The following is a 25,758-nucleotide window of genomic DNA, read 5'->3' on the forward strand; positions in this document are numbered from 1 at the left end:
GCCTCGGGCTCTCGACGCGGCGCCCCGGCCGGGGCAGAGTTCTCCCGTAACTACTCACCAGTACGACACGAGTGAGGAGCGCCCGTGACCAACTGGGCCGGCCGGACCGCCACCGAGATCGCCGCAGCCGTGCGCGAGAAGAAGGTCTCCCCCCGCGAGGTGGTGGCCGAGCACCTCGCGCGGATCGAACGTCTCGACGGGCGCGTGGGCGCCTTCCGCACGGTCCGCGCCGAGGCGGCCCTGGCGGAGGCCGACGAACTGGCCGGCCGGGACCTGGACCGCCTTCCGCTGGCGGGCGTGCCGGTGGCGGTGAAGGACAACCTCGCGGTGCGCGGCGAGTCGACCCGCAACGGTTCCGCCGCGACCCCGGACACGCCCGCCGCCGAGGACCATGTCACGGTGGCCCGGCTGCGGGCGGCTGGCGCCGTCGTGGTGGGCCTGACGAACGTGCCCGAACTGTGCGTCTTCGGCACCACGGAGGGCGTGTACGGCAACGCCCGCAATCCCTGGGACCTGTCCCGCACGGCGGGCGGCTCCTCCGGCGGCAGCGCGGCGGCCGTCGCCGCCGGGATGGTGCCGGTCGCGCTCGGCAACGACGGCATGGGCTCGCTGCGCATCCCGGCCGCCAACTGCGGTCTGGTCACGCTGAAGCCCGGCCACGGAGTGATCCCCGCCGGGATCGGGCACGGCGACTGGTTCGGCATGTCGGAGAACGGTCCGCTGGCCACCACGGTCGAGGACGCCCGGCTGATGTTCGCGCTGCTCGCGGACATCGAGCCGGCCCCGCCCGCGGAGCCCGCGCACCGCAGGATCGCCCTGTCGGTGCGCAGCCCGCTGGCCGGCGTCCGCGTCACGCGGCCGTATACGGACGCGGCCCGGGAGGCGGCCGCGCTGCTGGCCGAGGCCGGCCACCGGGTGCGGACGGCGAACCCGCCGTATCCGCTCTGGCTGGGCACGACCTCGCTCGCGCACTGGACGGCGGGCACCGCGGTCGACGCGGAGGATCTCGAACCGCGCAGGCTGGCCCGGCGCACCCGCGTGCACGCCTCGGTCGGGCGCCGCTTCGTGACCGGCGTCCGCAAGGGGGAGCGCCGCGAGCAGCTGCGCGGGCGCCTTGCGGCGTTCTTCGCGGAGCACGACGTGCTGCTCACCCCCGCGCTCGCCCGGCGCGGTCCGGCCTCGGTCGACTGGCACAAGCGGGGCTGGGTGCGCAACGTCCTGGCGAACACCACCTACTCGCCGATGACCCCGCCCTGGAACCTCACCGGCTGGCCGGCGATGTCGGTGCCCTTCGGGAAGCTGCCGGGCGGTGCCCCCTGCGCCGTCCAGCTCGTCGGCCTGCCCGGCTCGGAGGAGGCCCTGCTCGACGTGGCCGGACAGCTGGAGGTCCTGCACCCGTGGCGGCGCACGGCCCCGCTCGGCTGAGGAGCGCGTCCGTGACCGGCACGCCGGTCACACGCCGAAGCCGCGGCCGGTCACCGGCCGCGGCTTCCCCTGCTCGGCACTGATCGCGAGTCCGGCGTCCCGTGCCGTCGTCGCTCGTGCGGGCTCCTCGCCCCGGTCAGTCGACGCTGGGCAGGATGTGGGGCTCGGCGAGGTCGTCCTCGTAGCCCGCGAGGCGGATGGGGGCGGACCTGGCCCACACGTCCAGGATGCCGAGCTTGGTGTCGGCACCGCCGCCGAGGCCCTCGATGCGTTCCTTGGTTCCGTGGTCGAGATTCGTCTTCTCTGGTGTCACCGCGCACTCCTTATGTGTCGGTCACCCTCGGGACGTTGGTGCCCGGTGCTATCGGGTCGCCTGACGTCCGCTCGGGTCTGAGTCGAAGCAGTTAGGGACGCGGTGGCGCCGGTAACTCAGGTGGGATCAGGCCGTGATGACCGGCTTGTCCCGGGACGGACCGTGGGAGTCGGTGGACCCCAGTGGGTCTGTCCGTCGGCTACAGCCTAACCAAATGAGCAGGGCAGCGCTCTATGGGGCTGAAAACTTGAGGTTACTGTCACACGTCATCCAGGCCTCATCAGGCCTCGATCTGCGGCGATTTGAAACATGATGCCCTCTTCGCGACCACCCATTCGGCTCAATATCGCCCCCGGACGGGGGCGTCGGGGCCGGCCCGGGGCATGACTGAGACACCATCGGCGCACGGTCGGCGCGCACGATCGGCGCGCGGCTGTCGCGTGCGCGTCCGGCACCGATGACGTCACGCAGTTCAGGTGCCGTTGGCCGGTTCGCAAGGAGCCCATGCTCTGCTGGCGCACGGCAACGGCTTTTCTCGCGGGAGGACTGACGCATGGAGCTGCGCAGCGTCGAGGAGCTGATGGATCTGCTGCACGCCTGCCGGGGGGTGCACGAGCCCACGGAGCTCCCCGGCTCCCGGCGTCGCCCCGGCGGAGGAACATCCCAGGGCGATCCCGTCGATCTGCACGACCATGCCCTGCAGACCGCCGCGCTGCTGCGCCGGGGGCATCCCAGCGACAAGGAGCTCCAGGTCGCGGGCCTGGTGCACGACATCGGGCATGTGCTCAGGCCCGGCGACGACGCCGGGCACGCGGCCCACGCCGCCGACGCCGTGCGGCCGCTCCTCGGCGAGCGGGTCTCCGGCCTCGTACGCCTGCACATCGCGGCGGGGCGCTATCTGGCGGCCGCCTCGCCGGGGCGCGGCCCGGCCCCGCGCGGCCCGCTCGCCCCGGCCGGTCCGGGCGGCGCGATGACCCCGGGAGAGCTCGCGGCCTTCGAGCACGACCCGCTGGCGGAGGACGCGGTGACCCTGCGGCAGGCCGACGACGCGGGCCGGGTCCCCGGGTTGTACGCCGGAGACATGGAGGACTGGCGCACCCTGCTGGAACTGGTGGCGGAACGTTCCGCGCGGCTGGGTGCGACGGACTGAAGGGCGCTCCGGGCGGCGAGCCGCAGGGCGCCGGTCCGGCGGTCGGCGGTCCGGCCGGCCAGCGGTCCGGCTGTCGGCGGTCCGGCGGGTCGGTCGACTGACGGGGGACTGTCGGCTGACGGACCGTCATGAGACGGTACGCGGATGACGTCGCCGTACGGACCTCAGGACGGACTTCGGGACGGGCTTCGAGGCGGGCTGCAGCACGGGCTTCGAGGCCGGGCCGCCGTCGTCACCGGCGCCTCGCGCGGCATCGGACTCGCGATCGCCGAGGCTCTCGCCGCGGCGGGCGCCCGGGTGTGCGTGAGCGCGCGCGATCCGGACGGGGTGCGGAGCGCGGCCGAACGGATCGGCGGGATCGGGCTCGCCGGCTCCGTCGCCGACGGAGCGCACCTGGACGAACTGACCGGGCTCGCGCTGCGCACCTTCGGACGGCTGGACATCGTGGTCAACAACGCGGCCACCAACCAGCCCTACGGTCCGCTCATGGACACCGACCCCGAGCGCTGGCGCGCGGCGTTCGCCGTGAACGTGGAGGCGCCGCTGCGGCTGGTGCAGTGCGCCTGGCGGGCCTGGATGGGCGAGCACGGCGGGGCCGTGGTCAACGTCTGCACGGAGGGTGCCGGACACGTCGGTCCCCGGGTCGGGGCGTACGGCACGAGCAAGGCCGCCCTGCTCCATCTGACCCGGCAGCTGGCCGGTGAGCTGGCCCCGAGGGTACGGGTCAACTCGGTCTCGCCCGGCCTCGTACGCACCGAGATGGCCCGGTTCGTATGGGAGGGCGCCGAGGACGAACTGGGTGCCTCGCTCCCGCTCGGCCGGATCGGCCGGCCCGAGGACGTGGCCGGCGCCGTGGCCTGGCTGGTATCCGACGCCGCCGAGTGGATCACCGGCGCGGATCTGCTGGTCGACGGGGGGACGCGGGTGAGGGCGGCCCACCCCGGCTCCCCCGCCCACGGCGTCCAGGAACGGCTGCGCCGGCGGACCCCCGGGGGATGAGGGTCCGCGCGGTCGGTGCCGGTCCTACCACTTGCCGGGCGCGTAGTCCTTCATGAAGACGCCGTACAGGTCCTCGCCCAGCTCGCCGCGGACGATCGGGTCGTACACCCGGGCCGCGCCGTCGACCAGGTCCAGCGGGGCGTGGAAGCCCTCGTCGGCCAGGCGCAGCTTGTCGTAGTGCGGGCGCTCGTCGGTGATCCAGCCGGTGTCGACCGAGGTCATCAGGATGCCGTCGGTCTGGAACATCTCCTGGGCGCTGGTCCGGGTCACCATGTTCATGGCGGCCTTCGCGGCGTTGGTGTTGGGATGGCCCGCGCCCTTGTAGCCGCGGCCGAACACCCCCTCCATCGCGGAGACGTTGACGACGTAGGCGCGGCCCGTGCCCGCCGCCCGGGCCGCCTCGGCCATCTGCGGCCGCAGCTTGCTGATCAGGATGAACGGCGCCGTGTAGTTGCACAGCTGGGTCTCGAGCAGCTCGACCGGGGAGATCTGCTCGATGGTCTGCACCCAGGTGTTGCTCTCGACGACGTCGGGGAGCAGGCCGCCCGCGTCGATCGCAGTGCCCTCGCGGTGGCGGACGACGCTGGCGTTGCCGGCGACCAGCGCAAGGTCGGCCACCTTCTGCGCCTCCAGACCGGACACACCGACGGGCAGCGCCTGCAGTCCGTCGACCGCGCCGGAGTTGAAGGCGCCGATGACGTGCTGGGCGGGCAGCTCGCCCGCAGGCAGCGGGGCGCTCTCGCCCTCGACGAGCGCGGCGTACGCGGACGGCAGCCGGCGCACGGTCTGCGTGGCGTTGTTGATCAGGATGTCGAGCGGGCCCTGCTCGGCGACGCGGTCGGCCAGCGCCACGGCCTGGGCCGGGTCGCGCAGGTCGATGCCGACGACCTCCAGGCGGTGGATCCAGTCCGCCGAGTCGTCCATGGCCTTGAAGCGGCGGATCGCGTCGTTCGGGAAGCGCGTGGTGATCGTGGTGTGGGCACCGTCGCGCAGCAGGCGCAGCGCGATGTACATGCCGATCTTGGCGCGGCCGCCGGTGAGCAGCGCCCGCTTGCCGGTGAGGTCGGTGCGGGCGTCGCGGCGGGAGCGGTTCAGGGCGGCGCAGTCCTGGCACAGCTGGTGGTAGAAGTAGTCGACCTCGACGTACCGCGTCTTGCAGGTGTAGCAGGAGCGCGGGCGCTGGAGTATCCCCGCGATCTTGCCCTCCTCCGTCACCGACGACGGCAGGATGCCCTCGGTCTCGTCGTCGATGCGCTGGGCGGAGCCGGTCGCGGTGGACTCGGTGACGGTCTTGTCGTGGGCCGTCTTGGCCGCGCGCCGCTCCTGGCGGCGGCGCTGCTTCACGGTCCGGTAGATGCCGGCTGTGGCGCGGCGCACGGCGATGGCGTCGGGGTGGTCGACCTCGATCTTGTCGAGTTCGTCGAGCACGCTGAGGCAGACGGCCAGCCGCTCGGGGTCGATTCCGGGACCGAACGCGACGGCCGCCACATCTGTCGTGTCCACGGCGGGGTTCGCCCGGCCGTCCTCTGTCACCGTCATCGCTGCCGTTCCTCGGGTTGTGCGCCGCGTTCGAAACCGCGCTCGCTTTCGAAGGCGGAATTTTACGGACCAATCGCGCGCGGCACCAAACCCGTGCTGATCATGGCGTGCAGGCGGTGATCAGTACGCGCACCTCCTCGGCCAGGGAACGGGACAGCAGATCCAGGTCCGGAACGGCCTCGGCGTCGGCCACGAGCCCGTAGTGGACCCGCCCGCGGTACGTCGAGACGGCCACGGCGAGGGCCTGGCCCCGGGCCAGCGGGGCGAACGGATACACCTCGGCGAGCGGGCAGCCGCCGAGCTTCAGCCCGAGGCTCGGCAGCGGCACGCTGGTGACGAGGATGTCGAACAGCAGCCGGGCCGCCTGCCCGACGACCGGGCCGCCGAGCCGGTGCCCGAGCGGCGGGACGTGGTCGGCGAGCAGCGCGACGGCGCCCGCGCCCCGGTTGGGTCCGGCGTCCTTGTTCCGGTCCATCGCCGTACGGACGGCACGCAGCCGGCCGAGCGGGTCGGACTCGTCGACCGGAAGCCGTATCAGATACCCGGAGAGCCGGTTGCCCTGTGGCTGCGCGGTGCGCGGCCGGCGCCGGGACACCGGGATGAGCGCGCGCGGGGAGACCCCCTCGCTGCCGTCGCCGCGTTCGTCGAGCCAGCGGCGCAGGGCGCCCGCGACGACGGCGATCAAAACGTCGTTGACGGTGCCGCCGACGGTCTTGCGGACCACGTGCACGTCGTCGAGGTCGATCACCACCCCGGCGGTGCGCCGGGTGCCGGTGGGCGCGGAGGTGAGGGCGGGCGAGGACTGCGCGCCGAGGGTCGCACGCGCCACCGAGGTGCCGATGTCGAGGGCGCGGCCCATGTCGGACAGGGTGCCGCGGACCAGGCCCGGGAGCTTGCGGACGTCCGGGAAGAGCCCCCGGGGCGGCTCCGCGGGGCGCGGGCGGGGCTCCGGGAGGTCCATCGGGTCCATGATGGCGGCGGCGAGCATCAGCGCCCTGAGCCCGTCGGCGAGGGCGTGGTGGAACTTGAAGAGCACCGCGAAGGACGTGCCGTCCTCGCCGGGCAGCACGTGCGCCTCCCACGGCGGCCGGCCGCGCTCCAGCGGGCGCTCCATGAGGCGCCCGGCCTCGGCGTGGAAGTCGGCGGCCGGCTTGTGCAGCAGGACGTGGTCCAGCGGCTCGAAGTCGGGTGCGGGCTCGCGGGCGGCGCTGCCGAAGGCGAGCGGGGCGGTCGGCTGCCACACGTCGCGGATGCGCATGCGCAGCCCGGGTACGGCGGCGGCGCGGGCGGCGAGCAGGTCCGCCGCGTGGGCGCCGGCGGCGGGCGAGTTCGCGGTGAAGACACCGAGGGCTCCGAGGTGCATCGGGTGCCGGTCGGACTCGATGTTCCAGAACGCCAGGTCGAGTGGTGCGAGGAGGTCGGAGATCAAGGGCGTGCTCTCGCGTCGACGACGGATGGGTGGACCTGCAGTCAAACCCGGGCAGGTGATTACGGTCAAGTACGATCAAGTTACGCACAGTTAACAGCGGATTAAGTCCCGCCCCCGGGGGATCGGGGACGGGACTCACCCGTCTCAAGAACGACCGGGCGTCACTTCAGGACCGGGGGCGCCGCCGAGGCGGCCGTTCCCCACTCGGACGGCTCCGGGCCGACCGTGAAGCGCAGCGACCGGACGTTCTTCAGAGTGCCGGTCGTCACGTACGTACGAGCGTACGGGGAGCCGTCGAGACGGGCCGACTGGATGTACCGGTCGGTGTCCGAGGTGCCCGGGGCCGTGACGGTCAGGGCGCCGTGCGGGTAGTAGCGCCGGTCGAGGGTGAGGTCGACCCGCTCGAAGACGGGCGTGGACAGGCCCCAGGTGTCGTAGCCGGGCTGCACCGGGAAGATCCCGATGGAGGACAGCACGTTCCAGGCGGACATGGTGCCGAGGTCGTCGTTGCCGGTCATGCCGGTCGGCGCGTCGGTGAACAGGGTCAGCGCCGCGTGCACGACGTCGGTCGTCTTCCACGGCTGCCCGGTGGACAGGTAGGTGTACGGGGCGATCAGGTCGGGCTCGTTCTGCGGGTTGTACTTGTCGGCGTTGTAGTAGGCGTACGGGCCGTTGACCCACACCTCGCGGGCGGTCTTCGCCGGGTCCTCGAGCAACTGCCGGTAGGCGAAGAACGAGTCGAGCCGGTCGTTGGCGGCCTGCTTGCCGCCGATCAGGCCGACCATGCCGGGCAGGTCCTGCGGCACGAGCCACTGGTACTGCCAGGCCGTCCCCTCGTGGAAGCCGACGCTCTGGGCCGGGTCGACGGGGCCGGTGAAGGCCCCCGCGGCGTCCCGGGCCCGGAAGAAGCCGGTGGAGGGGTCGTGGATCGCGCGGTAGTTCTGGGACCGCGCCAGATAGCGCGCCGCGTCCTCGTCGTGGCCCAGGTCCTTCGCCATCTCACCGAGCACGGCGTCCGAGAGGGCGTACTCCAGGGTCACGGAGGCCCCGTGATCGAAGTCCGAGTCGCCGGCCTTCGTGTGCGGTCGGCCCTTGAGGTACGGGGCGAAGCCGTTGGCGATGTACTCCTTGGCGGCCTCCCGGCCCAGCGCGGGCGAGTCGGCGGGCGGGACCCCGTCGGCGTTCTTCTTCAGCGCCCGGTACGCCCGCTCCTCGTACCCCTTGAGCAGGCCCTGCTGATAGGCGTTGGTGAGGAACGGGGTGACGGGGTCGCCGGTCATGATGTTCGTCTCGACCGTGCCGTAGCCCCACTTGGGCAGCCAGCCGCTCTCCTCGTCGATCCTGATCACCGAGATGGCCATGTCCCGGGCCTCGCGGGGCGCGAGCAGGGCCAGGAGCTGCGACTGGGTGCGGTAGGTGTCCCACAGCGACCAGTTCTGGTAGTACGTGAACCCCTTGGCCCGGTGGATCCGCTGGTCCCAGCCGGTGTAGCGGCCGTCGGCGTCGCTGCCGACGTTGGGCGCGAGGAAGGACCGGTACAGCGACGAGTAGAAGGTGCGGCGCAGCGTGTCGGAGCCGCCCTGCGCGCGGACGTCGTCGAGCCGGTCCTCCCAGGCACGGTGGGCGGCGGACCGCACCGCGTCGAAGGAACGGCCGCCCTCCGCGCGGAGGTTGACGGCGGCGCCGCGGGCGTCGACGTAGGAGAGCGCGGTGGTCGCCTCGACCGTGCGGTCCTCGGTGGTGTCGAAGCGCACGAAGGCCCCGGTGCGCCCGGTGGTGCCGACCGCCTCCCTGGCCCCGGTGACGGTGTCGCCGTTCCAGGTGCCCGCGGTGGTGAACGGCCGGTCGAAGCGGGTGATCGTGTAGACCGTGTAGGGCTTGGTGGACTGGCAGAAGCCGCTGCCGGTGATCGCCGTGCGGACGGTGTGGTCGTCGAGGATCTCGACCTTGGTGGCCAGCGTCTTGTGCAGCGACTGCCCGGCGTTCAGCAGCACGTTGGCCTTGTCGGTGGCCGGGAAGGTGTAGCGCTGCACGCCGGTGCGGGCGGTGGCCGTCAGCTCGGCCTCGATCCCGGACTTCAGGTCCGCCCGGTAGTAGCCGGGGTGCGCCTCCTCGGTCTCGTGGCCGAACTCCTGCGCGTACTGCGCGTCGTCCGTCCGGGTGATGTCCCCCGTGGTGGGCAGGACGGGCAGGTCGCCGCCGAGGCCGCAGCCGACGCCGGAGAGATGCACGAGGGAGAAGCCGCGGACATGGTTCTGGGAGTGGTCGTAGCCGGTGTTGTGGCCGGTGTCCGGCGAGAACTGGACCATGCCGAAGGGCACGGCGGCGCCGGGATAGGTGTTGCCCTCGTTCTGGGTGCCGATGAACGGATTGACCAGGTCGGTGAGTTGGCCGTCGCGCGGCTCGGCGGCCTGTGCGGTGGGCAGGGCGAACAGCGCGGACGCTGTCACCAGTCCCGCCGTGCACAGGCGCAGGCGCCGGGTCCATCTCATGCGGGAGACCTCCGGTGGGTGATCGACATCGTTGTCCTCATGCATGGTCGGGGCGGCGGACCGGCTTTCCGGGCAACCGGGGCGGATCACGCGCGACGCGTCGCGTCCGGGCGGGGTCCGTCCCGGGCCGTCCCGAGCGATGACATCGTTGTCAGAGCTGTACAACGTTGTCATCGACGGCAGTTGGCATGACAGCACGGGATTCCGGGCGCCGTCCAGGGACATGACAAGCGCGGAGGTGACAACGGCCGGAAGTCGCCGTGGCACATGGCCCGGTGACTTCCGGCCGACCGTGGCCGGGTGGGCTCTGGCGGCCGGCCGTGGCCGGTGGGTTCTGGTCCGGCCGTGGCCGGTGGGTTCTGGTCCGGCCGTGGCCAGTGGGTTCTGGTCCGGCCGTGGCCAGTGGGTTCTGGTCCGGCCGTGGCCGGGTGGCCTCTGGCGGCCGGGCGGGTTTCCCCTCGCGTCCGGCCGCGTGACCCTCCGGCTTCCGGCCGGCCGTGGTCCGCCCGGGCGGCCCCGGTCAGGGCACGCGCTGGCCCTTGCCCAGGGCGATCACGCCGTTCTTGGAGACCGTGTAGAGGTCGGAGTCGCGCTCCGGGTTGACGCCGATCGTCGCGCCCGGCGGGACCTCGACGTTCTTGTCGAGCACCGCGCCGCGCACCACGGCGCCCCGGCCGATCTTGACGTTGTCGTGGAGGACCGACCCCTGCACCACCGCCCCCGGGTCGACGACCACGCCCGGCGACAGCACCGACCGGGTCACCTGTCCGCGGATCAGGCAGCCCGCGCTGATGATGGACTCGCTCGCGATGCCCCCGGCGTTGAACCGCGCCGGGGAGAGCTGTCCCGAGCTCGTGTAGACGGGCCAGCTCCGGTTGAACAGGTTGAACGCCGGACGCTCGGCGATCAGGTCCATGTGGGCGTCGTAGTACGCGTCGAGGGTGCCCACGTCCCGCCAGTAGCCCTGGTCGCGGGTGGTCTCGCCGGGGACGTGGTTGTCGCTGAAGTCGTACAGCTGCGCCTCGCCCCGCTCGGTGAGCGCGGGCAGGATCGAGCCGCCCATGTCGTGCACGGAGCCGTCGTCCTCGGCGTCCCGCTGGAGCGCCTCGATCAGCGCCTTGGTGGTGAAGACGTAGTTGCCCATCGAGGCGAAGACCGACTCGGGGTCGTCCGCGAGCCCCGGCGGGTCGGCGGGCTTCTCCAGGAACCCCCGCACGCTCTGGCCGTCGGAGCCTGGACTGATGACCCCGAAGGAGGACGACTCCACCCGCGGCACCCGTATTCCGGCCACCGTCACCCCCGCCCCGCTCTCGATGTGCTGGGCGAGCATCTGCCGGGGGTCCATCCGGTAGACGTGGTCGGCGCCGAACACCGCCACGTACTCGGGCTGTTCGTCGTGGATCAGGTTGAGCGACTGGAGGATCGCGTCCGCGCTGCCGAGGTACCAGCGGGGCCCGAGCCGCTGCTGCGCCGGGACCGGTGTCACGTAGTTGCCGAGCAGGCTCGACATCCGCCAGGTGGTGGTGATGTGCCGGTCCAGCGAGTGCGACTTGTACTGCGTGAGCACGCAGATGCGCAGGATGTCGGCGTTGACGAGATTGGAGAGGACGAAGTCCACGAGGCGGTACGTGCCGCCGAAGGTCACCGCGGGTTTCGCCCGGTCGGCGGTGAGCGGCATCAGCCGCTTGCCCTCACCGCCCGCCAGTACGATCCCCAGCACCGAAGGTCCACCGCGCCCGCCACGCCGCATCCTGCCGCCCCTTCCACGCCCGGTCGGGACCACGTCCGGCCGTCCGGACCCGCCCCGCGTTCCGAAGATCACCCGACCGAAGCCGGCCCGTCCGTACGGTTACCCCGCTTTGAGGACTTCCTCGTACAGCCGGACGGTCCTGCGGGCCACCGCGTCCCAGCCGAACTCGCCCACCGCGCGCCGCCGTCCGGCCTCGCCCATGCGCCGGGCCGTCGCTGGGTCGGCGAGCACGGTGTCCAGGGCCGCCGCGAGCCCCGCCTCGAAGCCGTCCCCGAGCGGCACCAGCAGGCCCGTCACGCCGTCCTCGACGACCTCGGGAATGCCGCCGACGCGCGAGGCCACCACCGCCGTCCCGCAGGCCATCGCCTCCAGATTGACGATGCCGAGCGGCTCGTACACCGAAGGACAGACGAACACGGCCGCGTGCGTGAGGAGTTGGACCACATCGGGCCGGGGCAGCATCTGCGGGATCCAGTGCACGCCGTCCCGCACCGCGCTCAGCTCCCGGTACAGCTCACGGAACTCCCGGTCGATCTCCGGGGTGTCGGGGGCGCCGGCGCACAGCACCACCTGGGCGGCGGGGTCGATGTCCCGTACCGCGCGCAGGAGATGGGGCACGCCCTTCTGCCGGGTGATCCGGCCCACGAACAGGACGTACGGGCGCCCGGTGTCCAGGCCGATCCGCTCCAGCACGTCCGTGCCGGGGTCGGGCCGGTAGAGGGAGGTGTCGATGCCGTTGTGCACCACGTGCACCCTCGCCGGGTCCAGGTCCGGGTAGCAGCCGAGGATGTCGTCGCGCATGGCCCCCGAGACGGCGATCACGGCGTCGGCCGCCTCGACGGCCGTGCGCTCGGCCCAGCCGGAGAGCGCGTAGCCGCCGCCGAGCTGCTCGGCCTTCCAGGGGCGCAGCGGTTCGAGGGAGTGCGCGGTCATCACGTGCGGGATGCCGTGCAGGAGCTTGGCGAGGTGTCCCGCGAGGTTGGCGTACCAGGTGTGGGAGTGGACGAGGTCGCGGCCTTCGAGCGCGGCGACCATGGAGAGGTCCACGGAGAAGGTCCGCAGGGCGTCGTTGGCGCCGTCGAGCGCGGACCAGGGCCGGTGCCGGACGACCCCGCCGGCGGCACCCTCGCCCCAGCAGTGCACGTCGAGTTCGGTGAGGGCCCGTAATTCCCTCGCGAGGAACTCGACATGGACGCCCGCTCCGCCGTAGACGTCCGGCGGATACTCCCGGGTCAGCAGTCCCACGCGCACGCACAACCCCCGTCCTAGCCGGCTGGTGCTCCTCATGGTCACTCAGTTGAAGCCGATACGGAAGACCGCGAGAAGTGCGGCCGCGGGCGGAGGGGCGGTGGGGACGGAGCCTGGGGGTGCGGGGCGGGCGGTCGGGTGGTGTGCTGCCGGGTGCCGACGCGGCGGGGCGTCCGAGTCGGGTCCCGTCGGATGCGGGACCCGGCGGGGCCGTCGGCGGGTCCTGCCGGGCGGCGGACGCGGCGGGACCCTCGGATCGGGTCCCGCCGGATGCCGGACCCGGCAAGGCCGCCCGGTCGGATCCCGCCGGGCGGCGGACGCGGCGAGACGGTCGGGTCGGGTCCCGTCGGACGCGGACCCGACGGGTTGCCGGTCAGGTCCTGCGGGGTGCCGGCCGGGGTGGGCGGTCGAAGCAGCAGTCGCCGCATACTCCGCCGCCGGGCACCCGGTAGTAGAGACAGCAGCTGCGGCGGCGCAGCGTCACCGGGTCCAGGGTGCCGGCGAGGTCGGGGTGCGCGAGGAGCCCGCCGGCCAGCGCCCTGGCCCGCTCCCCCACGTCGGGGCGCCCGTGGACGAGGGCCCAGCGGTCGAGCTGGCGGACGGTCCCGGCCAGGGCGGAGGCCGCGTTCCCCCACAGCAGCGCCGGTGCGACGCGGTGGCGCGAGCGCAGGGCCGCGCCGAGCGGCGCGAGGAGCCCGGCGCGCACGACCGCGTCGAGATCGCCCACGGGCCGGAACCGGACCTCCCGGAGCCAGAGGTCGTCGGGAGCGGAGGCGTCCGGGTCCCAGAACAGCAGCTCCGGATCGAGGTCGGGCAGCCGGCCGCAGAGCGCCGCCGCGCCGAGGGCGACCGACCAGAAACGGGCCGCCAGACCCTGCTGCGCCACCGAGGCAGCGACCCGCGCCTCCGGCGCCCGAATACTCTGGGCTACTTTGCGAACGCGGAAAGTCAGCGAATCTCCGTAAACCTCCTTGGGGCGTCCGGATCGGGGGTCCGCGCAGGCGCTCGCGAGGGTCGGCAGGGGGCCGCGCGGCGGTACGCCGGTGCGTAGTACGAAGAAGCCGCCGAGCGCGTCGAGCGCCTTGAGTTCGGGGTCGAGGTCCACGAACAGCAGTAGTACCAAGCCCCCTAGGGGGAACCACCAGTGGATCACGGCGTGGTGTCGCCCACCCTGGGGAGGACAAGGGGCGATTCGTACTCCATCGGCAGTACGACCCAATGACTGCTCAGGGACGACGACGAGAACTAAATCGCACGGCATCGTTGTTTGCATGGAAGCCGACCGTTCGTCGCGCCGGGCCGCCGACCCGCGCCGTTCGCAGAGGAGGGACTCATGAGTGCCCTCGCCCTGTCCGTGGTGCTCTCGTTCGTCTCAGCCGTCGCGTACGCGGGCGGCGCGATCATCCAGGAGCAGGTCGCGACGACCTCTCCCGGCCAGACCTACGCACCTCTGCGCAGGCCCGGCTGGTGGGCCGCCGTCGCGCTGACCGGCCTCGGCGGTCTGCTGCACGTGGTCGCCCTCGCCTTCGGCCCGCTCAGCCTCGTCCAGCCGCTCGGCGCGCTGACGATCGTCTTCGCGCTTCCGATGGCGGCCCTGTTCGTCGGCCGCAAGGCCGGAGCCGCCGCCTGGCGCGGCGCGATCATGGCCACGGTCGGTCTGGCGGGTCTGCTGTCCCTGGTCGGCGCGTCCGACGCGCAGTCCCTGAGCAACGCCCAGCGGCTGGCGCTGGGCGTGGTGTCGGGCGGCGCGGTCGCGGCCCTCATGGTGGCCGGGCGCGCCGCGCACCGGCACCCGGCCGTGCGCAGCGTGCTGCTCGCGGTCGCGGCGGGCATCGCCTTCAGCATGTCCTCCGTGTTCACCAAGACGGTCGCGGTGGACTGGTCGCGGCAGGTCTCGCTCGCCGACCTGTCGAGCCTCGCGGCCATCGGCGCCTTCGCCACGGCCGGCATGCTGATCTCGCAGGCCTCCTACCGCGGCGCCGGCCTGGAGGCCCCGCTGGCCACGCTGACGGTCGTGAACCCCGTCGTGGCCGCCGCCGTCGGCATCACGATGTTCGGCGAGACCTTCCGCTACGGAACGACCGGCACCGTGCTCGCCCTGGCCTGCGGCGTCGTCGCGGCCGGCGGTCTGATCCTGCTCACCACCGAGCGGATCGCCGGCGAGCGGGCCGTCAACGACGACCGATCCACGGCCCCCGCCCCCGAGCTCGCTCCGGAGCCCGCCTCCGTGCCGCGGGCCCAGGCCGCGCGGCCGTCCGAGGAGGCGCGCCCGGCCGCCGGTACGGCCCCGGCCACCGTCGCGGGCGAGGCCGTCGCGGGCGAGGCACCGGTCGTGGCCGAGGTCCCGGTCAGCGTGGCGGCCGTCGCGGCCGGGGCACCGCGCCCCGAACGGGCCGCCGTGTCGCAGCAGCGGCGTACGGAGCCCGCCGTCCCCGTCGCCGCCGGACTCGGCGCCCTCACGGCGGCCGAGGCCGCCGTGGCGGAGCTGCTGGCCGGACTGCCCGGGCCCGCGGACAGCGCGGACGCGCTCGTACCGTCCGCTCAGGCGGGCAGCGGGTACACAGCGGCAGACCCGCGGACGGGCGACGGCCCGTTCCCGGCGGCTCCGGCTCCGAGGCCGGGCGACGCGTTCGCGCGGCCCGGGGCCGTCGGCGCCTCCGTACCGGCTCCGGTCACGGCCGCGAGCGTGGCCGCCCCCGTCATGGCCGCCGCGGCGGCCGCTCCGGTGACGGCGGCCGCGGTGCCGACGATCGAGGTCCGCTCGACGGCCTCGACGGACGAGCGGCTGGCCTGCCTGACGGTGATGCTCGGCGTGCCCTACGTACCGACGCCGTTCGTCAGCCACCACCGCACCCGAGTCAAATCCTGACGCCGCCGGCCCGGAGGTACGCCACCGGGTCGATGTCGGATCCGAAGCCGGGTCCGGTCCGCACCTCGAAGTGCAGATGCGGGCCCGTGCTGTTGCCGGTGGAGCCCGAGCGTCCTATGCGCTGGCCGGACACCACGCTCTGGCCCGCCTTCACGGAGATAGCGGAGAGGTGGCCGTACTGCGTGTAGCGGCCGTCCGCGTGCCGGATCACCACCTCGTAGCCGAACGATCCGCCCCAGCCCGCGCTGACCACGTGCCCCGCGGCGACCGCGGAGACGGAGGTGCCGGTCGGCACGGGGAAGTCGACGCCCGTGTGGTAGCCCTTCGACCAGTGGGAGCCGGTGGCGTGGTACTGCGTGCCGGTCGCCGCGTGGTGCACGGGCGCCACGAGTGCGTGCGTCCCGGTCCTGGCCGGGGCCGTCGTGTGCGAGGACGCGTTGCCGGCCGGGGTCCGCTTCGCCGGTGTCTTCTTCTCCGGCGTCCGGGTGTGCGGCTTCGAGGGGCTCTTCGCCGGGGTGTGGCGGGTGTGCGCCGGGGCCTTGGCGGCGCCGTCGAGGGTGAGCCGCTGACCGGGCATGATCAGGTCCGGGTCGGAGCCGACGGTCGTCCGGTTCGCCTCGTACAGCCCCTGCCAGCCGCCCTGGACGTGCCGGGAGTCGGCGATGCCGGAGAGCGTGTCCCCGCGCACGACGGTGTACATCTCGGCGGTCCCGGCCCGCGACTGCGGGGTGACGTGCGGCTTCACGTCCCGCACGGACCGCTGCTTCGCCGTCTGCGTGGCGGTCCCCTCGGGGCTGATGTCGGGGGCGGCGCCGCCTCTGGTCAGCCCTCCGCGCACCGAGCACACCGGCCAGGCGCCGGGCCCCTGGCCCTTCAGGACCTTCTCGGCCACGGCGATCTGCTGGTCCTTGGTGGCGAGGTCCGCGCGCTGGGCGTAGGCCCTGCCGCCGTACGCGTCCCAGGTGGACCGGGTGAACTGCAGGCCGCCGAAGTAGCCGTTGCCGGTGTTGATGCTCCAGTTGCCGCTGGACTCGCAGGCGGCGACCTTGTTCCAGGTGCCGACGTCGGCCGCGTGGGCGACCCCGGCCCCGACCAGCGGGAGCGCGATCCCGGCGCCGCCCGCCGTGACGGTGAGCGAGGCGCGGTTGATCCTGTTCGGCTGATACCGGCGGTGCCGGCCGCGTACGGCCATGAGCGAGCCCCCCTAGACATGCGTCAGGAGCGGCAAAAGTAAACGCTGGGAACAGGCCAGGACAAGGCGGCAACCGGCCGCTCCACAAAGGGTGTTGACCGATTCCGGGTCGGTCGCCGGACCGCCTGCGGGGCGCGTGGCGGAGGAAGGGACGGCAGGAGTCCCACGTGCCGCGCCCACCGCTCCGGCCCCGCCGACATCGGGCTCCCGGTCCGATGCCGGCGCGCGTCCGCCCCGTCCGCCGCACCGGGCCGCACCGCGCCAGGGACCGCGCACGGGCCGCCGCGCACACCCCCACAGGCGGCCCGCGCCGCCCGGACTGTCCGAAATCCGTCCCCGCGACGCGGGGACGTTCCCCTGCGGGGACACCTGCGACACGACAGGATGGGCTGGGGCAATACTGGCGAGCAGCACGCACGAGGACGACCTGCGGCACCGGCGGCGGAACATGTCCCGCGTCGGCCAACGGACTTACCGCACTTCTTAGGAGCCAACCGAATGAGCACTTCAGCCCAGATCGGCGTCACGGGTCTCGCGGTCATGGGGCGCAATCTCGCCCGCAACTTCGCCCGCAACGGCTACGCCGTCGCCGTGCACAACCGCACGGTGGCGAAGACGAACGCGCTGGTGGAGGAGTTCGGCCACGAGGGCACGTTCGTGGCGGCCGAGACGGCGAAGGAGTTCGTGGCGGCGCTGGAGCGGCCCCGGCGCCTGGTGATCATGGTGAAGGCGGGCGAGCCGACCGACGCGGTGATCCAGGAGTTCGCCCCGCTGCTGGAGCCCGGCGACATGATCATCGACGGCGGCAACGCGCACTTCGCGGACACCCGGCGCCGGGAGCGGGCGCTGCGGGACCAGGGCATCCACTTCGTCGGCACGGGTGTCTCCGGCGGCGAGGAGGGCGCGCTGAACGGGCCGAGCATCATGCCGGGCGGCTCGGTGGAGTCGTACGCCTCGCTCGGTCCGATGCTGGAGAAGATCTCCGCGAAGGCGGACGACGGAGCGCCCTGCGTCACGCACGTGGGTCCCGACGGTGCCGGGCACTTCGTGAAGATGGTCCACAACGGCATCGAGTACGCCGACATGCAGCTCATCGGCGAGGCCTATCAGCTCCTTCGCGACGTCGCCGGGTACTCCCCCGCGCAGATCGCGGACATCTTCCGTACGTGGAACACGGGCCGGCTCGACTCGTATCTGATCGAGATCACCGCCGAGGTGCTGTCGCACGTGGACGCGGCGACGGGCAAGCCGTTCGTGGACGTCGTCCAGGACCGCGCCGAGCAGAAGGGCACGGGCCGCTGGACCGTGCAGATCGCGCTGGACCTCGGCGTGCCGGTGTCCGGCATCGCGGAGGCGGTGTTCGCCCGCTCGCTGTCGGGGCACGCGGACCTGCGCGCCGCCTCCCGCGGCCTCGCCGGTCCGACGGCGCAGCGGCTCGACGAGTCCGAGGCAGGGGCCTTCGCCGACCGGGTCGAGCAGGCGCTGTACGCGTCGAAGATCGTCTCGTACACGCAGGGGTTCCACGAGATCACCGCGGGCAGCGACGAGTACGGCTGGAACATCGACCTCGGTGCCGTCGCCTCGATCTGGCGCGGCGGCTGCATCATCCGGGCGGCCTTCCTCGACCGGATCCGTGCCGCGTACGACGCCCGGCCCGACCTGCCGAGCCTGCTGTCGGACGAGACGTTCGCCCAGGAGATCGCGGCGGCCCAGGACGACTGGCGCGAGGTCCTCGTCGCCGCGACCCGCCAGGGCGTGCCGACCCCCGGCTTCGCCGCGGCCCTCGCCTACTACGACGCCCTGCGCGCCGAACGTCTGCCGGCCGCGCTCACCCAGGGCCAGCGGGACTTCTTCGGAGCCCACACGTACCGCAGGACGGACCGCGAGGGCTCGTTCCACACGCTGTGGGGCGGGGACCGGTCGGAGGTCGAGGCGTAGCGGGACCTGGAGGTCCCGGGCCGCCGTGGTGCGGCCCTCCGCCGCCGGCGGACCCTCGCTGCCGGCGGGGGCCCGCCGGCCCCTGGTGCGCCTGCCCGCTAACTCCGCTGGGCGGCGAACAGTTCCAGGTGGGCGCACTTGGGGCAGCGGAAGGCGTCGATCTGCCAACGCGGGCGGCCCATCAGCCGGGCGCCGCCCAGCGGGCCCCGCTGGAGCACGCCCTCGACCCACCGCGCGAACCCGCGGGAGCCCTGCCCCGAGTCCTCGACGAAGCCCGGTTCGAGCCCGACGACCCCGCACTGGGTGCACCGTATGTTGTTCACGCGGCGAGTCTATTGAGGCGGGCGCACGGAACGGCCTCCGGCCCTGCTGCCGAGGTCCGGTCGGTCTCTGCGGCCCTCAGCGCAGGGGCTCGGGCCGGGGCTGGGGTTCGGGCACCGGGTCGGGGCCCGGCGGCTTCGGGACGGGTGGCGGGGTGGGTACGGGGCCGGGCCCAGGTACGGGATCGGGCCCCGGTACGGGATCCGGACCGCCCGGGTCGGGCACCGGGGTGGGCCCGGGCGTCGGCCCCGGAGCGGGGTCCGGACCCGGGCTGGGCACGGGATCGGGGAAGGGCGACGGCCCCGGGGGCTCGGGGCTCGGCCCGGGGGTGGGTCCCGGCGGCACGGGGTCGGGATACGGCTGCGTCATGGCGGTCCTCCAGCCAGTCGGTACGTCGGCCCTCTGGACTTGTCTCCCGCGTACCCACCCCCCGAGCCCCCACTCACCCCGCCGCACGGGGGACGACACCCGGGTGGCGCAACACGCACACGGGGAGTGAACGCTGGGCCCCGAAACCGAGCAGGCGCTCACCCCACCGTGCAAAAGAACGGCACCCAGGAGTGCAGCCGGGTCGCGCCGAGGGCGGCAAGCACCCACGCGGGACCCGAAGCCCACGCCCCCACCACTCACCCCGTCGTACGGGGAAGGGCACGTGGGCGGGAGCGACCGGGACCACGCCGCGCGAACGGCCGGCAGACCCGTCGGCCCGGAGTCCGCAGCGCCGCCTCTCTGAGACGCATGTCGGCGGAACCGGCTCGCGGCGCGCCACCGGGGCGGTCCGGCGGTGCTACCCGGCCGGCGCCGCCGCGTGGGCCGCCCGTGCCGCGGCGGCGAGGCCGGGACGGGGGCTGGACAGCACCGGCACCGAGGTCGTGGTGAACCGGCCCGCAGACGTCATGGACGCCTGGGCGAGGACGATCGCGTCGGCGTCGGTGACCGCGTCGGCGGCCTCGGCCACCAGCTTGGCGCAGCCGTCCGTGTCCCCGGCCTCGAACAATGCCCACGCGCGCTCGACCAGGGCCGTCCGGACCTCGACGGGGCGGCCCGCGCGGCGGGCCTCCTCCTCGACGAGCGCGACGGTCGGTTCCAGGGTGCTCGCGACCGTCGCGAGGACGACGACCCGGGGCCCGGCGGCCACCGCCGCGGCGGCCATCGGACGGTCGACCCGGAGCACGGAAACGCCGACGTCGGTCCGTTCGGCGACGGCGCCGATGGTCGAGCAGGTGCACAGGACGACCCCGGCGCCCTCGGCGACGGCGCCGGCCAGCATCGCCCGCACCTCGCCGGCCACCGCGTCCGGCCCCTCGCGCCGGGCACGCGCGAGCAGCTCCTCGTCCACCAGGTGCCGCAGTGCGAGGCCTGGGTGGTCGGCGTCCCGCAGGGCGTCGAAGACGGGTATGTGCGCCGGGGAGGTGTGCAGCAGGGCGACCGGCGCGGACCGGGCGGGATGCGCGGGCATCAGAAGCGTCCGGGATGCGCCTTGAGCCAGTCCACGGCGGCGCTCAGCAGCACCGGGTCGGCCACGGGGGCCTCCTTGGGGTGCCGCTCGGCCCACCGCACGACGTACGGGCAGAGCGGGGCGACGACGACACCCTCGCGGGCGGCGATGCCGTACAGCTCACGGGCGAGGGACCCGGCGATGCCCTTGCCCTCGTGCTCCGGCTCCACGATCGTGTGCACCGGGACGAGGGCGCGCGCGGGCTCCTCCAGGACGAAGTACTCGATGTGTCCGACCACTTGGCCGTCGGCGACGGCCTCCAGGCGGCCGCCCGGCCGGTCGTCGCGGATCTCGATGTCGCTCACGGGCACTCCTCGGGTCCTGGGTCCTGCGTTACCGCCGGGGCCGCCAGTCAGAGGCCGGCGGGCACGGCCTGCGGGCTGCGCTCCTGGTCCGAGCCCGGTACCGGCTCGGACGGGTCGGCGCCGAGGGACACGATCCGGTTGTCGCGGTCCACGTGCACGACCTGCGGGCGCAGCGCACGCGCCTCGGCGTCGGTGACCTGAGCGTAACTGATGATGATCACCAGGTCACCGGGGTGCACGAGATGGGCCGCCGCACCGTTGATCCCGACGACACCGGAGCCGCGCTCGCCCTCGATGACGTACGTCTCCAGCCGTGCACCGTTGGTGATGTCGACGATGTGGACGAGCTCACCGGGCAGCAGGTCCGCGGCGTCGAGCAGATCGGCGTCGATGGTGACGGACCCGACGTAGTGCAGGTCGGCCTGGGTGACCGTGGCACGGTGGATCTTGGACTTGAACATGGTTCGAAACACGGAAGGACTCCCGAATCGTCAGCTCCCTGCCTGCTCCTGCAGGTCAAGGGCGGTCTCCGGAGACTACCTCGATACGCCCCGCCCGGTCAGCCTCCCCTGGGTGTTCGAGACCCCACACCCGCCCGCCGCCAGGGCGTTTCGCGCCACCTCTCGGCATGACGGGTCGGAACGCGGCGCGGGCCAGTCCCGAACACGTGACGGGTCGGAACGCGTGCGGGCGGCTCGGGCACAGCCCTGGCCGCGTCCCTGGGGTTTCACCCCTTGAGAGCGGCCGCCCGCCCCGCGAGCAGCACCCCCAACCCCTCCCCCAGATCCCGCTTCAAGTCGGACATCGCCTCGAAACCCGCATGCAGGCGCAGCAGCGGCCCCCGGCCCGGCCAGGTGTCGGGCAGGCGGCGGGAGACCGGGTCCGTGGGGACGATCAGGCTTTCGTAGCCGCCGTAGCTGTGGCCGAGGCCGAAGAGGCGCAGGTGGTCCAGCATCGCGTCGATGTCCGGCTTGCCGAAGGACGGATCGAGTTCCACGCCGAACAGGCCTGCCGCGCCGGTGAAGTCGCGGCGCCACAGGGCGTGGCCGGGGTCCCCCGGGAGCCCCGGGTGCAGGACCGCCGCGACGCCTTCCCGTCCCGCGATCCAGTCGGCCAGTTCCAGGCCCTGTTCCTGGTGGCGGGCCATGCGCACGCCGAGGGTGCGCAGGCCGCGCAGGCCCAGATACGTGTCGTCGGCGCTCGCGCACTGACCGAGCCGCATCGCCGCGGCCCGGACGAGCGGGTAGCTCTCCTCGGTGCAGACGACCGCCCCGAGGATGCTGTCCGCGTGCCCGGTCAGGTACTTGGTCGCGGAGTGCACCACCGCGTCGACGCCCGCGCCCAGGGCCAGCGGGCGGTGGAACACGGGCGTGGCCCAGGTGTTGTCGGCGACGGTGGCCACCCCGCGGGCCCGGCACACGGCGGTGAGGGCCGGGATGTCCTGCACCTCGAAGGTGGTGGAGCCCGGGGACTCGAGGTAGAGCAGCCGTGTGTGCGGGCGGATCAGCCGCGCGATCGCGGCGCCGTCCGCGGTCGGGCGGTAGTACTCGGTTTCCACGCCCAGGGCGGCGAGCGAGTCACAGAACGTGCGGGTCGGCAGGTATACCGAGTCGCTGACGAGGATGTGATCGCCGGCCCGGACGTACGCGAGGATCGTCGTGGTGATCGCCGAGAGGCCGGAGCACGTCGCCACCGCGGCGTGGCCGCCCTCCAGCTCGGTCAGCGCCTCCTCGAAGGCGCGGCTGGTTGGGGTGCCGAAACGGCCGTAGACCGGGCCGCCCCGCTTGAGCGGGTCGGCCTGGGAGGCGTCCATCTCGGCCACGTCCCGGTAGAGGACCGTGGAGGCGTGGTGCACGGGCGGGTTGACGTAGCCGCCCTGTCGGCGCGGGTCCGAACCGGCGTGCACATAGCGGGTGTCCGGTGCGTCGAGTGGCTCCTTCACCGGCTCACCGCCGGTTCGGCCAGGGGCGTTTCGGGCACGGCGGGCCGCCGGAAGCGGCCCAGGACCAGGGCGAGCAGCGCCGCGACCACGCACTGGGCCGCCACCACCAGCCAGAACGTGCCGAGTTGGCCGTGGGAGCGGTAGTGGGCGAAGACGAATCCGCCGACGACTCCGGCGAGGAGTCCGCCTACGCCGCCCGTGAGCCGCTGCACGCCGAAGGCGAACGCGGCGTTGCGCGGCAGGAGTTCGACGAGTTCCAGGTCGCAGCGGAGGAAGAGGAAGATCTCCCCGAGGGTGAACAGCGCGGTGCCGGCCAGCAGGGCCGGGGTGCCGCCGAGGGCCATGACCGCCATGCCGGCCGCCATCACGGCGAACGAACCGGCCACCAGCAGACGGTAGTCCGCCCGCGCGATCCGCTCGGCGAGCACCGGCTGCAGCACGACCACCATGGCGCAGTTGAGCAGCATCACCCAGCCCAGCGCCTTGATGTCGGACACACCGGCCGCGTACAGACCCATGAAGCTCTGGAAGAAGAAGTACAGGTAGTAGGCGAGGGCGGTGAACAGGATGGGCCGCAGCGCTCCCCGCAGCGCCGTCCATGTGCCGGCGGTCCGCTCCTCCCCCGCCGTCTCCGATACCGCCACCGGCCGGCGCGCGGCGGACTTCAGGGTGACCTGGTGGGCCGCGGTGATGAGCGCGAAGAGTCCGGCGAGACCGATGAGCAGTGCCATCGGGTCGGCGTCGACCAGCAGCGCGGCGAGCAACGGGCCGAGTCCCATACCGGCGTTGAGCGCGGCGCTGCTCACCCCGAGGAACAGCGGGCGCAGTTCGTCGGAGACGCTGGTGACGATGTACGCCTTGTTCGCCGGGAGGTACAGCGCCGGGCCGCCCGCGACGAGGACGACGGCCGGGTACGCCGCCCAGGGCACCTTGACGGCCACCCCGAGCAGCACCAGTCCGGCCGTGCGCAGGGTGAGCGCGAACACCATGGTCCGCTTGAGCCCGAGCCGGTCCACGACCGCGCCGCCCAGGATGCTGCCGCCGAACTGGATGAAGGTGGCCACCGCCACCAGCACCCCGGCGACCCGGACGTCCAGGTGGACGGTCTCGACCATGAGCACCCCGATGAACGGGGTGACCATGTAGCTTCCCAGCGCGACGACGAACGACAGGACGATCAGGGCCTTGAGCGCGGACGGCAGACCGGTGAACGTCCGGTACTTCGCGGCGAGTCCGCCGCCGGTGCGCCCCCCGCTCACGGCGAATCGCCCTCGCCGGTGGCCACCGGGCGCTCCGAGGGCAGGCCCCACTCGCTCCAGGAGCCGTCGTACACGGAGAGCCGGTCGTATCCCGCCAGGGTGGCGCCGAGCGCAAGGACACAGGCGGTGACCCCGGAGCCGCAGCTGAAGTACAGCCGCTCGCGGTCCCCGGCCGCCTCCTTCAGCGCCGTACGCAGTTCGTCCGCCGGGCGCATCCGCCCGCCGTCGTGCTGGAGTTCGCCGAAGGGGAGGCTGACGGAGCCCGGCATGTGGCCTCCGCGCAGTCCCGGGCGGGGCTCGGGGGCGGTGCCCGCGTAGCGTTCCCGGGTCCGCGCGTCGAGGACGGCGGCGTCCGGGTCGGCGAGGGCGGCGGCGACGGTGTCGGCGTCCACGATCAGACCGGGCCGGGGCCGTGCGGCGAACGTGCCGCGCGGGCCGTCGTACGCGGCGGGCCCGTCGTCGACCGGGTGCCCTGCCGCGGTCCAGGCGGGCAGTCCGCCGTCGAGGACGGCGGCCCGGTCGAAGCCCATGGCGCGCAGCATCCACCAGGCACGGGCGCTGGAGTAGACGCCCTGGGCGTCGTAGACGACGACCGTGTCGGTGTCGTGCACGCCGAGGGCCCGCAACGCCTCGGCCAGCTCCTGGGTGCCGGGCATGGTGTGCGGCACCGCGGTGGTGTGGTCGGAGAGGTCCCCGTCGAGGTCGAAGGGGCGGGCTCCGGGAATGTGCGGGGCGCCGCCGCGGCGGGCGCCGACGGAGGCGTCGAAGAGGACCAGGCCCTCCTGCCCGAGCCGCCCGGCCACCCAGTCCGCCGCGACGAGCGGGCCGGGCACGCCGACGGCGTTGGTTCCAGCGGGTGTTGGGGTGCTCATGCGATACCTCCGGAGGACCGGGCGGGCCGCCACCGGGAGTTGTCGGAGAACCAGCCCGCCACGCGTTCGAGATTGGCGGCCACATCCTCCTCGCTGTCCCCGTCGACCACATAACCGGCCAGGAACAGACCGGACTTCACCCCGCCGTGGAACTCCTGGCCGACCGCCCCGGTGAACATCTCCTCGCGGACGCACGCGGGCCGTCCGGCCTCGGAGGGAAGCTGCTCCAGCACCCCGTTGTGCGGCGGGATGCACAGGGCGCCGGCGGGCCGGTACCCGGAGGTGTCCACCGTCGAGGGCAGACCGCACTCGGCGTACAGCCACTCCTTGTCCAGGTCGATCCCGAAGGCGTGCCGGACCATCGCGCTGATCATGCCCCCGCCGGTACGGCTGGCGATCTCGCAGAAGACCAGCCGGTCGTCCGGCGTGATCCAGAACTCGGCGTGGAACGCGGTCTGCGGCGGTGTCGGCAGTTCGGCCAGCACGGCCCGGACCGCCTTGACCAGCCGGTCGTACAGCGGGTCCTGGGGAGTGAGCGGCAGGTTGGCCACCCAGTCGTTGCTCCGGAACGAGAGGCAGTCGTTGACGTAGCGGAAGGGGTGGACGAAGACGATCTCGCCGCCGGCCACCAGCCCGTCCACGTGGTACATCTGCCCGGGTACGAACACCTCGATCTCGCTGACGCCCTGCCACGGGGCGGCCAGGTAGGCGTCCAGCTCGGCCTCGTCGCGGACGATCGCCGCACCCAGCGAGCCCGACTCGGACACCGGCTTGATCACGACCGGGTAGCCGTGCTCGGCGACGAAGTCCAGGACGGTGAAGGCGGAGTCGATCCGCCGGTAGGCGGGCACGTCGACGGGTCCGCCCGCGAGGTGGTCCTTCATCACGACCTTGTCGCGGAAGGCCAGCGCGCTCGCGGTGTGCTGGCCCGGCAGGCCGAGCAGCTCCCGCAACCGCGCGGCCCGTACGACGTCGGCCTCGGCCCGGGCGAAGACCGCCTCGACCGCGAACGAACGGGCCAGCCGCAGCGCGGTCTTCTCGACCAGCTGGTTGGTGTCGTACGCGTCGAAGGCGTGCACGTGCGGGAGATGGGCGTAACCCGGCGCGTACTCGGGCGTGGTGACGATGACCGGGACGATCCCCGATCCGGCCAGCCAGCGGTCGTACGGGGTCTTGGCGTAGGGCGTCTTGGCGAAGACGAGGATGTGGCGCATTGC

At 73.3% G+C, this 25,758-nt stretch carries 21 protein-coding genes; 5 read left to right on the forward strand and 16 right to left on the reverse strand.

Features of this window, described 5'->3' with window-relative positions; translation table 11 throughout:
* The first annotated feature begins 84 nt into the window (after positions 1 to 84).
* Entirely contained in the window at positions 85 to 1,425 is a 1,341-nt protein-coding gene (locus IO36_RS08880) for an amidase (RefSeq protein WP_037617867.1), read from the forward strand.
* 136 nt (positions 1,426 to 1,561) lie between these two features.
* On the opposite strand, the gene IO36_RS47335 is transcribed toward IO36_RS08880, so the two are convergent.
* Positions 1,562 to 1,738 carry a hypothetical protein gene (locus IO36_RS47335; protein ID WP_167347385.1) on the reverse strand — a complete coding sequence of 59 codons (177 nt, stop codon included), beginning with the start codon at positions 1,736 to 1,738 and terminating at the stop codon, positions 1,562 to 1,564.
* Positions 1,739 to 2,291: 553 nt separating this feature from the next.
* Here IO36_RS47335 and IO36_RS08885 point away from each other — a divergent pair.
* Positions 2,292 to 2,888, forward strand: coding sequence for an HD domain-containing protein (locus tag IO36_RS08885; protein ID WP_037617869.1), 597 nt, complete (start codon positions 2,292 to 2,294; stop codon positions 2,886 to 2,888).
* A 144-nt stretch (positions 2,889 to 3,032) separates the two neighbouring features.
* Positions 3,033 to 3,887: an SDR family oxidoreductase gene (locus tag IO36_RS08890; protein WP_051900174.1), complete on the forward strand. Its 855-nt coding sequence runs from the start codon at positions 3,033 to 3,035 to the stop codon at positions 3,885 to 3,887.
* 24 nt (positions 3,888 to 3,911) lie between these two features.
* Here the strand turns inward: IO36_RS08890 and IO36_RS08895 are convergent, their stop codons facing one another.
* The 6 genes from IO36_RS08895 to IO36_RS08920 form a co-directional block, all read right to left on the reverse strand.
* Positions 3,912 to 5,426, reverse strand: coding sequence for an SDR family NAD(P)-dependent oxidoreductase (locus IO36_RS08895; RefSeq protein ID WP_037617871.1), 1,515 nt, complete (start codon positions 5,424 to 5,426; stop codon positions 3,912 to 3,914).
* Between the two features lie 100 nt (positions 5,427 to 5,526).
* Positions 5,527 to 6,855, reverse strand: a complete 1,329-nt coding sequence (locus IO36_RS08900) for a wax ester/triacylglycerol synthase family O-acyltransferase (RefSeq protein WP_037617874.1) — start codon at positions 6,853 to 6,855, stop codon at positions 5,527 to 5,529.
* A 161-nt stretch (positions 6,856 to 7,016) separates the two neighbouring features.
* Positions 7,017 to 9,347, reverse strand: coding sequence for a GH92 family glycosyl hydrolase (locus IO36_RS08905; RefSeq protein WP_037618560.1), 2,331 nt, complete (start codon positions 9,345 to 9,347; stop codon positions 7,017 to 7,019).
* A 520-nt stretch (positions 9,348 to 9,867) separates the two neighbouring features.
* Entirely contained in the window at positions 9,868 to 11,097 is a 1,230-nt protein-coding gene (gene glgC / locus IO36_RS08910; protein ID WP_037617875.1) for a glucose-1-phosphate adenylyltransferase, read from the reverse strand.
* A gap of 99 nt (positions 11,098 to 11,196) precedes the next feature.
* Complete coding sequence (gene glgA / locus IO36_RS08915; RefSeq protein WP_037617877.1) at positions 11,197 to 12,348, reverse strand: glycogen synthase; 1,152 nt, start codon at positions 12,346 to 12,348, stop codon at positions 11,197 to 11,199.
* Positions 12,349 to 12,718: 370 nt separating this feature from the next.
* The gene (locus IO36_RS08920; RefSeq protein WP_209441164.1) at positions 12,719 to 13,468 is read right to left on the reverse strand and encodes a (2Fe-2S)-binding protein; all 750 of its coding nucleotides are present in this window, start codon (positions 13,466 to 13,468) and stop codon (positions 12,719 to 12,721) included.
* 210 nt (positions 13,469 to 13,678) lie between these two features.
* Between IO36_RS08920 and IO36_RS46755 the strand changes: the two genes are divergently transcribed.
* Positions 13,679 to 15,214, forward strand: a complete 1,536-nt coding sequence (locus IO36_RS46755) for a DMT family transporter (protein ID WP_158997272.1) — start codon at positions 13,679 to 13,681, stop codon at positions 15,212 to 15,214.
* On the opposite strand, the gene IO36_RS08930 is transcribed toward IO36_RS46755, so the two are convergent.
* On the reverse strand, positions 15,204 to 16,406 hold the full coding sequence (locus tag IO36_RS08930; protein ID WP_037617880.1) for a transglycosylase family protein: 1,203 nt from the start codon (positions 16,404 to 16,406) through the stop codon (positions 15,204 to 15,206). The genes IO36_RS46755 and IO36_RS08930 overlap by 11 nt on opposite strands.
* A 498-nt stretch (positions 16,407 to 16,904) precedes the next feature.
* On the opposite strand from IO36_RS08930, the gene gndA reads away from it, so the two are divergent.
* Positions 16,905 to 18,344: an NADP-dependent phosphogluconate dehydrogenase gene (gndA, locus tag IO36_RS08935; RefSeq protein WP_037617882.1), complete on the forward strand. Its 1,440-nt coding sequence runs from the start codon at positions 16,905 to 16,907 to the stop codon at positions 18,342 to 18,344.
* Positions 18,345 to 18,442: 98 nt separating this feature from the next.
* Here gndA and IO36_RS08940 read toward each other — a convergent pair whose 3' ends face one another.
* The 8 genes from IO36_RS08940 to IO36_RS08975 all read right to left on the reverse strand — a co-directional run bounded on the left by IO36_RS08940 (position 18,443) and on the right by IO36_RS08975 (position 25,755).
* Positions 18,443 to 18,667 carry a hypothetical protein gene (locus tag IO36_RS08940; RefSeq protein ID WP_037617885.1) on the reverse strand — a complete coding sequence of 75 codons (225 nt, stop codon included), beginning with the start codon at positions 18,665 to 18,667 and terminating at the stop codon, positions 18,443 to 18,445.
* A gap of 785 nt (positions 18,668 to 19,452) precedes the next feature.
* Positions 19,453 to 20,124: a hypothetical protein gene (locus IO36_RS08945; protein WP_037617887.1), complete on the reverse strand. Its 672-nt coding sequence runs from the start codon at positions 20,122 to 20,124 to the stop codon at positions 19,453 to 19,455.
* Positions 20,124 to 20,468, reverse strand: coding sequence for a GNAT family N-acetyltransferase (locus IO36_RS08950; RefSeq protein WP_037617889.1), 345 nt, complete (start codon positions 20,466 to 20,468; stop codon positions 20,124 to 20,126). Before IO36_RS08950 ends, IO36_RS08945 begins: the two co-directional genes overlap by 1 nt.
* A 47-nt stretch (positions 20,469 to 20,515) precedes the next feature.
* On the reverse strand, positions 20,516 to 20,941 hold the full coding sequence (panD, locus tag IO36_RS08955; RefSeq protein ID WP_037617891.1) for an aspartate 1-decarboxylase: 426 nt from the start codon (positions 20,939 to 20,941) through the stop codon (positions 20,516 to 20,518).
* A 254-nt stretch (positions 20,942 to 21,195) separates the two neighbouring features.
* Positions 21,196 to 22,410 (reverse strand): cystathionine beta-lyase, encoded by a 1,215-nt coding sequence (metC, locus tag IO36_RS08960; RefSeq protein WP_037617893.1) that lies wholly within the window; start codon positions 22,408 to 22,410, stop codon positions 21,196 to 21,198.
* Positions 22,407 to 23,669: an MFS transporter gene (locus IO36_RS08965; RefSeq protein WP_051900175.1), complete on the reverse strand. Its 1,263-nt coding sequence runs from the start codon at positions 23,667 to 23,669 to the stop codon at positions 22,407 to 22,409. The genes metC and IO36_RS08965 overlap by 4 nt, the downstream gene beginning before the upstream one ends.
* Positions 23,666 to 24,541: a sulfurtransferase gene (locus tag IO36_RS08970; protein ID WP_037617895.1), complete on the reverse strand. Its 876-nt coding sequence runs from the start codon at positions 24,539 to 24,541 to the stop codon at positions 23,666 to 23,668. The genes IO36_RS08965 and IO36_RS08970 overlap by 4 nt, the downstream gene beginning before the upstream one ends.
* Positions 24,538 to 25,755, reverse strand: coding sequence for an ATP-grasp domain-containing protein (locus IO36_RS08975; protein ID WP_037617897.1), 1,218 nt, complete (start codon positions 25,753 to 25,755; stop codon positions 24,538 to 24,540). Before IO36_RS08975 ends, IO36_RS08970 begins: the two co-directional genes overlap by 4 nt.
* Between the last annotated feature and the right edge of the window lie 3 nt (positions 25,756 to 25,758).

It is taken from the genome of Streptomyces aureus, assembly GCF_000725495.1.
In the GTDB taxonomy this organism is placed as follows: domain Bacteria; phylum Actinomycetota; class Actinomycetes; order Streptomycetales; family Streptomycetaceae; genus Streptomyces; species Streptomyces aureus_B.

What these genes read in the sequence shown, in the direction of transcription:
- IO36_RS08885 (WP_037617869.1), top strand. Translation starts at nt 2,292, where the DNA reads ATGGAGCTGCGCAGCGTCGAGGAGCTGATGGATCTGCTGCACGCCTGC.
- IO36_RS08890 (WP_051900174.1), top strand. Translation starts at nt 3,033, where the DNA reads ATGACGTCGCCGTACGGACCTCAGGACGGACTTCGGGACGGGCTTCGA.
- IO36_RS08895 (WP_037617871.1), bottom strand. Translation starts at nt 5,426, where the DNA reads ATGACGGTGACAGAGGACGGCCGGGCGAACCCCGCCGTGGACACGACA.
- IO36_RS08905 (WP_037618560.1), bottom strand. Translation starts at nt 9,347, where the DNA reads ATGAGATGGACCCGGCGCCTGCGCCTGTGCACGGCGGGACTGGTGACA.
- glgC (WP_037617875.1), bottom strand. Translation starts at nt 11,097, where the DNA reads ATGCGGCGTGGCGGGCGCGGTGGACCTTCGGTGCTGGGGATCGTACTG.
- IO36_RS46755 (WP_158997272.1), top strand. Translation starts at nt 13,679, where the DNA reads ATGAGTGCCCTCGCCCTGTCCGTGGTGCTCTCGTTCGTCTCAGCCGTC.
- IO36_RS08930 (WP_037617880.1), bottom strand. Translation starts at nt 16,406, where the DNA reads ATGGCCGTACGCGGCCGGCACCGCCGGTATCAGCCGAACAGGATCAAC.
- gndA (WP_037617882.1), top strand. Translation starts at nt 16,905, where the DNA reads ATGAGCACTTCAGCCCAGATCGGCGTCACGGGTCTCGCGGTCATGGGG.
- IO36_RS08945 (WP_037617887.1), bottom strand. Translation starts at nt 20,124, where the DNA reads ATGCCCGCGCATCCCGCCCGGTCCGCGCCGGTCGCCCTGCTGCACACC.
- IO36_RS08970 (WP_037617895.1), bottom strand. Translation starts at nt 24,541, where the DNA reads ATGAGCACCCCAACACCCGCTGGAACCAACGCCGTCGGCGTGCCCGGC.
- IO36_RS08975 (WP_037617897.1), bottom strand. Translation starts at nt 25,755, where the DNA reads ATGCGCCACATCCTCGTCTTCGCCAAGACGCCCTACGCCAAGACCCCG.